The sequence below is a fragment of the Burkholderia sp. Bp9143 genome, assembly GCF_003853645.1.
In the GTDB taxonomy this organism is placed as follows: domain Bacteria; phylum Pseudomonadota; class Gammaproteobacteria; order Burkholderiales; family Burkholderiaceae; genus Burkholderia.
In genome coordinates this window covers 58,755-70,628 of sequence record NZ_QTPO01000033.1, presented here as the reverse complement: position 1 = coordinate 70,628, position 11,874 = coordinate 58,755, and the positions used below count along the sequence as shown (strand labels likewise).

Sequence of the window (11,874 nt, the reverse complement as noted above, 5' to 3'; positions counted from 1 at the left end):
CGATGAGAGAAGAGCTGCTGGCCACGGTCAACGACGAACACGCGACGGTCGAAGCGTTCGCGTCCCTGCTCGCCTACGAGGAAAAGGCGCTCACGACGCCGGAGCCGCTGGAAATGCTGCCCGGCATCGTCGAGAAGAAAAGCGCGCTGATCGACCGGCTCGCGCAGCTCGAGCGCACGCGCGACACGCAGCTGTCCGCGCTCGGCTTTCCGGCCGGCAAGAAAGGGATGGACCAGGCCGCCGAGCGCGATGCACGCCTCGCCCGCCGCTGGCAGCTGCTGCTGCAGGCCGCCGAACGCGCGCGCCAGGCCAACGCGACCAACGGGATGCTGATCCGGATCCGCATGGACTACAACGAGCGCGCGCTCGCGGTGCTGCGCTCGGCGCCCGCGCCGGCCGGCGTCTACGGGCCGGACGGGCGTGTGTCGGCGCTGATGCGCTGATACGCTGCCTGCACCGATGTACCGATCACGCCGGCGCACCGACGCGCCGGCTGCGCACCGCGCGGCCCTTCCCCGTCTTACAGCAGCGGACACGCGGTGACCTGCGTGCCGCGCTCCATGCAAAGCCGTTCGTAGTCGCGCAAGTACGCGCGCTCGTCGTCGTCCAGCAGCTCGACATCGATCAGGTCCCAGTCGTAGCCGACCGTGACGAGGTTCTCGAACGCCACGGTGTCCGACGCTTCGTCGTCCGCGCGCACGATCACGATGTTCTCGATCCGCACGCCGCCCTTGCCCGGCACATAGATGCCCGGCTCGACCGAAATCACCGCGTTCGGCACCAGCCCGTACTTCGCGCCCGGCGCGAACCGCACGCCGCCCTCGTGCACGTGGATCCCGACGCCGTGCCCGGTGCCGTGGCCGAAATCGTAGCCGTGGTCGCGGCACACCTTGCGCACCGTCGCATCGACGTCGCCGCCCGTCGCCGTCTTCGGGAAGCGCGTGACGAGCCCCTTGATGCAGGCCTTCAGCGCGACCGTGTAGATCTCCCGCTGCCACGGCTGCGCGACCGTCTCCGGCTGTGTACGACGCAGCACGACGCGCGTGCAGTCCGTCGCGAAACCGGCGTCGTAGTACGCGCCGCTGTCGAGCAGCACGAGCTCGCCTTCGGTCAGCGCGACGCCGGCGCTCGCCGCCGTGTAGTGCGCGAACGCGCTGTTCGCGCCGTTCGCCGCGATCGACGGGAATGTCAGCGCGACCGCCGAGCGGGCGCCGTACGCGTCGTTGATCCTGCGGGCAAGGTCGTACTCGGTATGGCGCTGCCCCGGCTCGCCGGCCTTCGCCCAGCGCATCGTCTCGGCGATCGCCGCGGAGCTGCGCGCGAACGCGTCGCGGAACCGGTCGAGCACCGCCGGCGTCTTGCCGGCCCGCAGCGCCTCGACCGGGTTGAAATCGGCGTGGCGCGCGTGCGGCCACACGCGGCGCACCGATTCGACGAGCGCGCAGTTGACCGATTCGAAGCCGTAGCACACGTGGTCGACCGCGAACTGCGCGAGGAAACGCTCGAGTTCGGCGAAGTCGCGCCGGATCACGTGCAGCGCCGGATACGACGCCAGTTCGACCGGGCAGCGGTCGCAGCCTTCCGGCAGGAACAGCGCGACCTGCTCGCCGACCGCGAACAGGAAGCCCAGATGCGACGACGCATTCGGGATGTGATAGCCGCGGCTGTTCAGCAGATACGCGAGATCGTCCGATGCGCACGTGAAGAATGCGGTCTTGCCGGGCGCCGCGCCGATGTGTGCGGCGAGCCGCCGGTTCAGCGCGTCGAGGTTCTGCGCGACGCTCGCACCGGTCATCGCGTCCGGCAGTTCGAAGATCGGCCGCTCGACCACCCAGCCCGGCAGCGCGATCGCGCGGTCGATCTCGCGATCGGCGAGGCTCGTCCAGTCGAGCGACGCGGCCTGCGTCTGCTCGAACAGACGATCGCGCTGCGCGACGCTGATCCGCAGCGCGTCGTAGCCGACCCGCGCGAGCCGGCTCGCGTGCGCGACCAGCCAGTCGGCCATCGCCTGCCAGATCGTTACGTTCATCGCGAGCTTCTCGATGCGCACCCGTGCCGGATCGCACTGCTGTTCGACCTGCAGGTGATAGCGGCCGTCGACGAACAGCACGAACGGCGGCAGGTCGAGCGCCTGCGCGGTCGCCGCGCTCAGGAAGATCCCGCAGCCGGCCGAGCCGTCGAAGCCCGACAGCGCGTAGCGCGGGTTATTGCTGCGCGGCAGGTATTCGGTGACGTACTCGTCCTGCGACGTGACCACGACCGCGTCGAGCCGCGCGGCGTCGAGCAGGCGCGACAGGCCGGCCTGCGCGTCGGCGACGGACGCGTCATACGGGGGAAGGCCGGAGAAGCTGTATTTCAGTCGATCGATCATCGGATACCCGTTCTTGATTGTTGTCGGCGGCCGGCGGCGTCACGCGGCATGGCGCATGCCTGAAACGGCACGCCGCCCGTGCGCGGACGACGCGCGGTCCGGCGGACAGCCGGGCCGCGGTGCCGTTCAGACGGCAGGCCTTGGGGGGAATTTTTGTCTCACTTAACTTTGTTTGATGCGCGCGACAGAATCTAGAGCACGCTGAAATTGAGGTCAAGCTAAAATTTTCGTAGGGCTAAAATTACCGGCACGGCGCGCGAACGCGGCGCGGCCATGCGCGGCGCGGCGCCGTCCGGGCGCGACCGCGCGGTACAATGCGCCGGCATCGTCGTCCCGACGGCCGTGCTTCGTGCGATTCGCGCAAAGCAACATCCCGGCGACTGCCCCGCCCCTCGGCTCGCCTTCCGGCTCGTTGCCACGAAAGAGATTCATGGATTCAGACATCATGCGTATCGGCCAGCGCATTCGCCGCCTGCGCCGGGAAGCGAAGAAGACGCTGCTGGAAGTCGCGACCGAAGCGAACCTGTCGGTCGGGTTCCTGTCGCAGGTCGAGCGCCATCTGACCGGCATCTCGCTCTCATCGCTCGTCAACGTCGCGAAGGCGCTGAACGTGCCGCTCGGCACGCTGATCGACCAGCCGCGCCAGGCGCAGCCCGACTCGCACGCGGGCCGCCGCGAACCGTACGCGGTCGACGCCGCGTCGCAGTGGTACGAGCGGCTGTCCACCACCTTCGACGGCAGCCAGATCAACGCGCTCAAGGTCCGGATGATGGAGGGCTACCGGTCGGAATGGGTCGCGCACGGCGGCGACGAGTTCGTGTACGTGCTGACCGGCCGGCTCTGCTACACGATCGGCAAGAAGGATTACCCGCTGTCGTCCGGCGATTCGCTGCACTTCGATGCGAGGAAGCGCCATCGCGTCGCGAACGTCGGCGACGGGCCCGCCGAGCTGATCGCGGTCGGCACGCTGCCCCTTTTCGACGACAACTGCGCGGAGCTGGGATCCGAGGCGATGAAAATCAGGCTGCTCGCGCGCGATGCCGGCGCAACGCCGGGCGAGCCGCGCGTGAGCCGCCGCGAACCCGCGCCGGCACGCGAGCGCGACGCGGATGCGGCAACGCCCGCCGACACGCCGGCCCGCGCAGCGGCAAAGCCGGCCGCCGGGAAACCGCGCGCCGCTGCCGGCAAACGTCCGGCTGCTGCCACCCCGGCCCGCCGCGCCAGCGCCCGCACGAAGCAATAACGGCTGGCGGCCAGGCGGCCATCCGCGCCCCCGTCCGCACCTCGTTCCTGACTATTCGCCGATCGCCAGCGCCTGCTTGACGGCCTCGACCCGCGCGCGATGCACGGCGTCCTTGATCTGCATTGCATCGTTGCCGACGCCGCGCGCGATCGCGCCCGCATCGACGCTGCGCGCCGCCACCAGCGCCACGCGCAGCCGCTCGGCCTGCGGATACGGCTGCGTGTCGAGCCCGAGCCGGCCGCGCGCATCCGATTCGCATGCCTGCAGCATCTCGGCGAAGCGCGCCGGCTTGCGCAGCGCGTCGCTGCGCTCGAAGAGCCGCACCAGCGCCGCCGCGCCCATCTCCATCACGCGATGCAGGTTGCCGTGCTCGCGCGCGACCACCAGCGCGAGATCGCGGCAATCGTTCGGCACGCGCAGCCGCTCGCACAGCGGCTTGATGAGGTCGACGCTGCGGCCTTCGTGGCCGACATGGCGCGGCAGCACGTCGGCAGGCGTCGTCGCCTTGCCCAGATCGTGCGTGAGCGCCGCGAAGCGCACCGGCAGCGAATAGCCCTGCTTCGCCGCATGGTCCACGACCATCATCACGTGCACGCCCGTGTCGACTTCCGGATGGTAGTCCGCGCGCTGCGGCACGCCCCACAGCGCGTCGACCTCGGGCAGGATGCGCGCGAGCGCGCCGCAGTCGCGCAGCACCGCGAACATCCGCGACGGTTTCGCCTCCATCAGCCCGCGCGCGATCTCCTGCCACACGCGCTCGGGCACCAGCGCGTCCGCCTCGCCCGCGTCGACCATGCGCCGCATCAGCGCGAGCGTGTCGTCCGCGACCGTGAAATCCGCGAAGCGCGCGGCAAAGCGCGCGATCCGCAGGATCCGCACCGGATCCTCGACGAACGCGTCGCCCACGTGCCGGAACACGCGCGCACGCAGGTCGGCCTGCCCGTCGAACGGATCGATCACCGGGCCGACCAGCGCGCCCTCCGGGCTCACTTCGCGCGCCATCGCGTTGATCGTCAGGTCGCGCCGCGCGAGGTCCTCGTCGAGCGTCACGTCCGGCGCGTAGTAGAACTGGAAGCCGTGATAGCCGGCCGCCGTCTTGCGCTCGGTGCGGGCGAGCGCGTATTCCTCCTGCGTGTCCGGATGCAGGAACACGGGGAAATCCTTGCCGACCGGCCGGAAGCCCTGCGCGGCCATCTGCTCGGGCGTCGCGCCCACCACCACGTAGTCGCGGTCCTGCACCGGTACGCCGAGCAATTCGTCGCGGATCGCTCCGCCTACTGCGTAGATGTTCATCGCGTCGGTTCGTATTCGGCAATCACGTTGGTTTCGCGGCGCGCCGCATCGATCCAGCGCTGCACCGCCGGCAGCGCCGTCACGCGCGCGGCATATCCGGCCGCCTCCGGCGACAGCGCAGGCGCATACGTGTTGAAGCGCATCACGACGGGCGCATACATCGCATCGGCGATCCCGAATTCACCGAACAGGAACGGCCCGCCCGATGCCTCGATGCACGCGCCCCACAATGCGTCGATGCGCGCGACGTCGGCGAGCGCATCGGGCGTCGCGCCGCGCCCCGGCATCGACGCGCGCACGTTCATCCCCATCTGCGTGCGCAGCGCGGCGAAGCCCGAATGCATCTCGGCCGAGATGCAGCGTGCATGCGCGCGATCGAGCGGATCGGCCGGCCACATCGGGAACTGCGGATAGCGCTCGGCGAGCGTCTCGGCGATCGCGAGCGAATCCCAGATCGCGACGCCGTGGTCGTCGATCAGGCACGGCACCTTGCCGGTCGGCGAATACTCGCGGATGCGCGCGGCCGTGTCGTCGCGGCGCAGCTCGATCGCGATCTCGTCGAACGGGATCCCGAAATGCGCGAGCAGCAGCCACGGCCGCATCGACCACGACGAGTAATTCTTGTCTCCAATGACGAGTTTCATGGCGGTGTTCCGATAAGCGCGAAAGTGAAGGACGGAAGCGGCGGCCCGCGACGCCTAGCGGCGGCGCGAGCGGAACCAGTCGAAGCGGGACCGCTGCCCGGCGTTGCCCAGATACGCGGGTGCGATGCTCTCGAGACTCGCGGGCGAGATCCCGAGTTCCGGCGCGAGCGGCCCGGACAGCACGTTCGGCACCGACATCGACGCGAGATTGTCGCGCGTGATCACCGGCTCGCCGGGCAGGCATTCGAACACGCGCGCCTGCAGCCGGGCGAGCGCGTCGGGCAGGCGCACGATGCGTGCCTGCCGGCCGACCAGCGTGCCGCAATAGCGCACCAGCTGCTCGAGCGTATAGACGGTCGGGCCACCCAGCTCGTAGGTCTTGCCGTGCGCGGCCACGAGATCGAGCGTGTTGACGGACGCGCTCACGACGTCGCCGACGAACACCGGCTGGAAGCGCGCGTCGGGCATCGCGAGCGGCAGCACGGGCAGCGTGCGCTGCAGGTTCGCGAAGGTGTTCAGGAACGCGTCGCCGGGGCCGAACACGACCGACGGGCGGAAGATCGTCAGCGCGAGCGAATCGGTCGCCGCGACCGCATGCAGCGCGGCCTCGCCGTCGCCCTTCGAGCGCTGGTACATGCTCGGGCCGTGCGAATCGGCGCCGAGCGCGCTCATGTGCAGCACGCGCCGCACGCCGACTTCGACGCACGCGGCGGCCAGCGCGGCCGGCAGCGCGACGTGCGCGCGCTCGAACCCGGGCCCGTACGGCGTGCCGCGGCCGCCGTGCAGCACGCCGACGAGATTGACGGCCGCGTGCGCGCCGGCGACGAACCGGGCGAGCGTGCGCGTATCGAGCGCGTCGAGCTCGACGATCTCGACTGGCAGCATCTGCAGGTGGCGCGCGTGCTCGCGCCGCCGCGTGCCGATCCGCACCTGCTTGCCGGCGTCGATCAGTGCGTTGACGAGCCGGCTGCCGATGAAGCCGGTGCCGCCCAGCAGCGCGACGGTCTGGCGATCCATGTTCGGGTCCTCTAAGGGGCTGCTCACGCTAATAACGGGCTTGCGCTGGCCGCCAGAAGGGCCGAGCGCAAGGATTGCGACGAAGCGAATACTCGACGTATTCGCAAGGAGCATGACGCAGCGATCGGCCCTTCTGGCGGCCAGCCCCTCGAATGATTTTTTTCAAACAGGGGAACGAGCCCGTTATTAGCGTGAGCAGCCCCTTAAACACTGCCGCGTCTCGCGCGGCAGTGTGAAGATTGCGGATCAGGGCGAGATCATGCCTAGACGCTTCTTCAACGACTGCGGTTTGCCCTCGAAGAGCGCCGCGTAGTAGACGGTGTTCGACAGCACGTTCTTCACGTAGTCGCGCGTCTCGTTGAACGGAATCGTCTCCGCGAAGATCGCGCCTTCGACCGGCTGCGTCAACACCTGGCGCCACTGGCGCGGCCGGCCCGGGCCCGCGTTGTAACCGGCGGTGGCCAGCACCGGCGAGCTGTCGAAGGTGTTGTAGATGTCCGCCAGATACCAGGTGCCGAGCTGGATGTTGGTATTGATGTCGTGCATCTGCGCACGCGTGATCGCGCCCATCCCGAGCTTCTTCGCGACGAGCTGCGCGGTGGCCGGCATCAGCTGCATCAGCCCGCCCGCGCCGACCGACGAACGCGCGTTCGTGATGAAGCGCGATTCCTGGCGGATCAGTCCGTACGCCCATTCGATGTCGAGGCCCGACGACTGCGCGTTGCGTTCGACGATGTCGCGGTACGGCGACGGGTAGCGCAGCGTGAAGTCGTGCTCGGCCTTCGTGCGGTCGGCCGTGTTGACCGTGCGGTCGAGCAGGTCGATGCGCTTGCCGTATTCGGCGGCCGCGAGCAGCTGGCGATCGGTCATCCCGCGTAGCGGCCAGTTCCATTCGCGGTTGCCTTCGAGACGCAGGTTCAGCCCGTAGAAGCGTTGCGCGAGCGCGAAGCCCGGGATCTTGCTCATCGCGTCGACGTCGGCGTCGCTCACCTTGGTGCGCGGCGGGATCGACGTGCGCTGGCCGAGCTCTTCGCCGGCGAGCTGCCCGTAGAAGTTGTACTGGCCCGCGACCTGCTCGAATTCCTGGTTCGCCTGCAGCGTGTCGCCGCTCTGCTTGAGCGCGCGCGCATGCCAGTAGATCCAGGCCGGATCGTCGCGCAGCGACGGCGGCATCTGTTCGATCGACCAGCGCACCATCGGCCAGTTGCCGGCGAGCAGCGCGGCGCGCGTGCGCCATTCGTAGCCCGGGTTCGACAGCGGCGCGTTCGAGGATTTCGCATACCAGACCGACGCGAGCGGCGAACGCTTGATCGCGCCCTGGTAGCCGATCGCGCCCCACGCGATCGCCAGTTCCTGCTTCGTCAGCGAGCCGGCGACCGACGTCAGCATCCCGGCCGCCGCGTCCGGATCGTTGCGCGCCATGCGGCCGAGCGCGATCAGCGCGAGCTGGTGCGACGCCGCGTCGGAGCCGACGCCGCGCGCGAGATACAGCGGCGGAGCGCTGGTCGCCTGGTCGAAGCCGACCGGACGCGCGCCGAGCGCATCGACGATCTTGCCGCCGAGCGTCGTGTAGTTCTGCTCGTACGCGAGGCGCGCCTGCTGCCACACGTCGTCGCTCGTGAGCTGCTGGTTGACCGTCAGCGCCGTAATCAGGTCGACACAGGCGTCGCCGTAATATTTCGGCTCGACGAGCAGCGCGCGCGCCGCCTCGGCGACGTTCTCGCCGCGCGCCGCGCGCGATTCGAGCGCGTAGCACTTCACCTGCGTGTCGTCGTCGAGCACGAAGCGCTTGTACTGGTCGTCGAAGTTGCGCCAGTCGTGGCGCGCGCCGAGCACGAGCAGGTAGTCGTTGCGCAGGCGGTCGGCGATCGCCTGGCCGTCGTAGCGCTGCAGGAACGACTGCACGGGTGCGTCGGGTGCGTCGACACGTGCGCGGCCGGTCGAATCGAACAGCTGCGGTTTGATCTGGAAATACTCGACGTAGGACGGAACCGGATAGTTCGGGATCGTCGACGCGAGCTGCGCGGCCTTCGCGGCGTCGTTGCGGCGCGCGGCTTCGCGCAGCTGCACGAAGATCTGGTCGTCCCCGGCGAGCGTGTCGTCGCCCGGTGCGGCGCACGCGGCCGTGCCCGCGACCAGCGCGGCGGCCGACAGCGTGAGCGCGACCGCGCGATATACTCGAAAAAGGCTGTTCGACATCGTTTTGAATGGAGCACGAATTGAGCGAAAGCATAGCATGCAACCCTGTGCCGAACCCGAAGGCTGCGCTGCGTAAAACGCTGTCCGGCGCGCGTCGCGACGCCGCGTCACAGCCCGCCGCGAACGCCGCGCTCGACGCGCGGCTGCGCCTGTTGCTCGAACGGCTCGCACCGCGCACGGTCGGCTTCTACTGGCCGTTGCCGGGCGAATTCGACGCGCGCGACGCGGTGCTCGCGTGGTCCGCGGCAGGGCCGGGCCGCCGTGCCGCGCTGCCGGTGATCGGCGAGAAGCACACGCCGCTCGCGTTCCATGCGTGGGATGCGGATACGCCGATGCGCGAAGGGCACCACCGGATTCCGGAACCGGCGTCCGGGGTCGTCGTCGTGCCCGATCTGTTGCTGATTCCGTGTGTGGGATTCGATCTGCAGCGCTACCGGCTCGGCTATGGCGGCGGCTATTACGACCGTACGCTCGCGGTGTGGCCGGGCGCCACGCTGCCGGTGACGGTCGGCATCGCGTATGACGCGTGCCGCGTGGATGCGCTGCCGGCCGAAGCGCACGATCTCGCGATGCGCTGGATCGTGACCGACGGCGCGCTTTACCCGGCCGTCGGATGACGCGGCGCGCGACACCGCGTCAGCGGCATGCCGCGCGTCACCGCGTTCATCGTCCCGTTCGCAATCGTTTACAGCGAGGCCGCCGCGCGCGCGGCCGTGTCGTAGAGCCCCGATGCGTGGCGCAGCAGCTGCGCCGCGTCGCCGATCTGCTCGTTGGTGAGGCCGCTGTCCTTCAGCGTCTCGATCAGGCAATGCTCGCGCACCTCGCGATACTTCAGGCACAGCTCGCGGCCCGAGTCGGTCGCGAAGAAGAACACTTCCTTGCCGCTCTTCTCGCTCTTCACATAGCCGCGCGCGATCAGTTTTTTCAGCGCATAGGTCGCGACGTGCGTATCCTCGATATTGAGCACGAAGCAGATGTCGGCGAGCTTCTTCTTCCGTTCGCGATGGCTGACGTGATGCAGCAGCGACACCTCGACCGCCGTCATGTCCTTCGCGCCCGCCGCCGACATGCAGCGCACCATCCAGCGGTTGAATGCGTTGCCGGCCATGATGAGCCCGTACTCGAGCTCCGACAGCTCCGCGCTCGAATCGGAAACGAGGTGTTCGGATGACACGATCTTGGTCGCAGGACGCTTCATGGAAAGGCGGCGCAAGCCGGATGACAGGGTGTGCCGAGTGTACGCCAGAAGCCCCGACATACGGGCTAGGCGAAAACGCTTATTGGGAAGTTGTCGATATTTTATTGACAATGTGCGCTAACATTGCCGTCCGAACCGTGCCAGTCCGATGACGCAACCCCGCATTTATCCGCTCGGCGATGCCGCCCTCGTCTGCGAGGTGCCGCCGCCCGCCACGCTCGATTGCCAGCGCCGCGTCTGGGCCGTCGCCGAGGCCGCGCGCGCGTGGCCCGACGTGATCGACGTCGTGCCCGGCATGAACAACCTGACGATCGTGTTCGACGCGCTCGCCGCGACGGCCGAGTCGCTCACGCCGGCGCTGCGCGACGCGTGGGAAACCGCCGACGTCGAGCACGCGGACGGCCGCGAGATCGAGATCCCGGTCGAATACGGCGGCGCCGCCGGACCCGACCTGGCGGCGGTCGCCGCGCACACCGGGCTGTCGGCCGACGAGGTCGTCGCGCGCCACGCGGCCGGCGAATACGTTGTGTTCTTCGTCGGCTTCCAGCCGGGTTTCGCGTATCTCGGCGGCCTCGACGCGTCGCTGCACACGCCGCGCCGCGCGGCACCGCGACTGGAAGTGCCGGCCGGCTCGGTCGGCATCGGCGGTGCGCAGACGGGCATCTATCCGGCCACGTCGCCCGGCGGCTGGCAACTGATCGGCCGCACGTCGCACGTGCTGTTCGACCCCACGCTGCCGCAGCCGACGCTGCTGCTGCCCGGCGACCGCGTGCGCTTCACCATTGCCGGAGTCCACGCGACATGAGCCAGAACACCGCACCGGGCACGATCGAGGTCGTCCGCGCCGGCCCGCTGTCGACCGTGCAGGATCTCGGCCGCCGCGGCACGCGCCATCTCGGCGTCGCGCAGGGCGGCGCGCTCGACGGCCTCGCGCTCGAAGTCGGCAACCGCCTCGTCGGCAATCGCCCCGACGCGGCAGCCGTCGAAATCACGATCGGCCCGGCCGCGTTCCGCTTCACCCGCGCGACGCGCATCGCGATCACCGGCACCGAATTCGGCGCGACGCTCGACGGCAGGCCCGTGTATTCATGGTGGAGCCTGCCGGTCGAGGCCGGGCAAACGCTCGTGCTGCCGGCCGCGAAACGCGGCATGCGCGGCTACCTGTGCATCGCGGGCGGCATCGACGTGCTGCCGATGCTCGGTTCGCGCAGCACCGATCTCGCGTCGCGCTTCGGCGGCCTCGGCGGCCGCGCGCTGCGCGACGGCGATCGGCTACCGGTCGGTGTGCCGCCGGCCGGCGCCGGCTGCCTCGCGGCCGATGCGCCCGAATTCGGCGTGAAGGCGCCCGCGTGGTGCGCGTTCGTGCGCGTCGACGAACCGCCGCGCCGCCACCGGCCGGCGCATGCGCCATGGGCGATGCCCGTGCGCGTGCTGCCGGGCCCCGACTACGCGTCGTTCGCGGCCGATTCGCAGCAGGCGTTCTGGGACGAGGAATGGCTCGTCACCGCGAACAGCAACCGGATGGGCTATCGCCTCGCCGGCGCCGAACTGGTGCGCGAGCGGCCGGCCGAGCTGCTGTCGCACGCGGTGCTGCCCGGCACGATCCAGGTGCCGCCGAACGGCCAGCCGATCGTGCTGATGCACGACGCGCAGACCACCGGCGGCTATCCGAAGATCGGCACGGTGATCCGCGCGGATCTCTGGAAACTCGCACAGGCGCGGCTCAACCTGCCGATCCGCTTCGTGCGCACGACACCCGACGCCGCGCGCGCCGCCCTGACCGCGGAACGTGCCTATCTGCGGCAGATCGACGTCGCGATCGAGATGCGCGAGGAAACTCGCCGCCGCGCGCAATCGCGCGCGGCGTGACAATGGCGGAAGCAGGACGAAGGACGCGCCACGCAATCAG

At 69.5% G+C, this 11,874-nt stretch carries 11 protein-coding genes; 5 read left to right on the top strand and 6 right to left on the bottom strand.

Annotated features, from left to right (window positions below; all coding sequences use genetic code 11):
• The first annotated feature begins 2 nt into the window (after positions 1-2).
• Positions 3-443, top strand: a complete 441-nt coding sequence (locus DIE23_RS24005) for a flagella synthesis protein FlgN (protein WP_124614415.1) — start codon at positions 3-5, stop codon at positions 441-443.
• 77 nt (positions 444-520) lie between these two features.
• Here DIE23_RS24005 and DIE23_RS24000 read toward each other — a convergent pair whose 3' ends face one another.
• A complete protein-coding gene (locus tag DIE23_RS24000; RefSeq protein WP_124614414.1) occupies positions 521-2,371 on the bottom strand; it encodes a M24 family metallopeptidase in 1,851 nt (616 codons plus the stop codon).
• 430 nt (positions 2,372-2,801) lie between these two features.
• Between DIE23_RS24000 and DIE23_RS23990 the strand changes: the two genes are divergently transcribed.
• Positions 2,802-3,614, top strand: coding sequence for a helix-turn-helix domain-containing protein (locus DIE23_RS23990; RefSeq protein WP_124614412.1), 813 nt, complete (start codon positions 2,802-2,804; stop codon positions 3,612-3,614).
• Positions 3,615-3,665: 51 nt separating this feature from the next.
• Here DIE23_RS23990 and DIE23_RS23985 read toward each other — a convergent pair whose 3' ends face one another.
• From DIE23_RS23985 to DIE23_RS23970, 4 genes are all read right to left on the bottom strand, one after another.
• Positions 3,666-4,907 (bottom strand): multifunctional CCA addition/repair protein, encoded by a 1,242-nt coding sequence (locus DIE23_RS23985; RefSeq protein ID WP_124614411.1) that lies wholly within the window; start codon positions 4,905-4,907, stop codon positions 3,666-3,668.
• Positions 4,904-5,551, bottom strand: a complete 648-nt coding sequence (locus DIE23_RS23980) for a glutathione S-transferase family protein (RefSeq protein ID WP_124614410.1) — start codon at positions 5,549-5,551, stop codon at positions 4,904-4,906. Before DIE23_RS23980 ends, DIE23_RS23985 begins: the two co-directional genes overlap by 4 nt.
• A gap of 54 nt (positions 5,552-5,605) precedes the next feature.
• A complete protein-coding gene (locus tag DIE23_RS23975) occupies positions 5,606-6,568 on the bottom strand; it encodes a complex I NDUFA9 subunit family protein (protein ID WP_124614409.1) in 963 nt (320 codons plus the stop codon).
• Positions 6,569-6,814: 246 nt separating this feature from the next.
• On the bottom strand, positions 6,815-8,767 hold the full coding sequence (locus tag DIE23_RS23970; RefSeq protein ID WP_124614408.1) for a lytic transglycosylase domain-containing protein: 1,953 nt from the start codon (positions 8,765-8,767) through the stop codon (positions 6,815-6,817).
• An 8-nt stretch (positions 8,768-8,775) separates the two neighbouring features.
• On the opposite strand from DIE23_RS23970, the gene DIE23_RS23965 reads away from it, so the two are divergent.
• On the top strand, positions 8,776-9,384 hold the full coding sequence (locus tag DIE23_RS23965; RefSeq protein ID WP_124614407.1) for a 5-formyltetrahydrofolate cyclo-ligase: 609 nt from the start codon (positions 8,776-8,778) through the stop codon (positions 9,382-9,384).
• 68 nt (positions 9,385-9,452) lie between these two features.
• On the opposite strand, the gene DIE23_RS23960 is transcribed toward DIE23_RS23965, so the two are convergent.
• Positions 9,453-9,965, bottom strand: coding sequence for a winged helix DNA-binding protein (locus tag DIE23_RS23960; protein WP_124614406.1), 513 nt, complete (start codon positions 9,963-9,965; stop codon positions 9,453-9,455).
• Between the two features lie 148 nt (positions 9,966-10,113).
• Between DIE23_RS23960 and pxpB the strand changes: the two genes are divergently transcribed.
• Positions 10,114-10,770, top strand: coding sequence for a 5-oxoprolinase subunit PxpB (gene pxpB, locus DIE23_RS23955; protein ID WP_124614405.1), 657 nt, complete (start codon positions 10,114-10,116; stop codon positions 10,768-10,770).
• Positions 10,767-11,834: a biotin-dependent carboxyltransferase family protein gene (locus tag DIE23_RS23950; RefSeq protein WP_124614404.1), complete on the top strand. Its 1,068-nt coding sequence runs from the start codon at positions 10,767-10,769 to the stop codon at positions 11,832-11,834. The genes pxpB and DIE23_RS23950 overlap by 4 nt, the downstream gene beginning before the upstream one ends.
• Positions 11,835-11,874 lie beyond the last annotated feature (40 nt).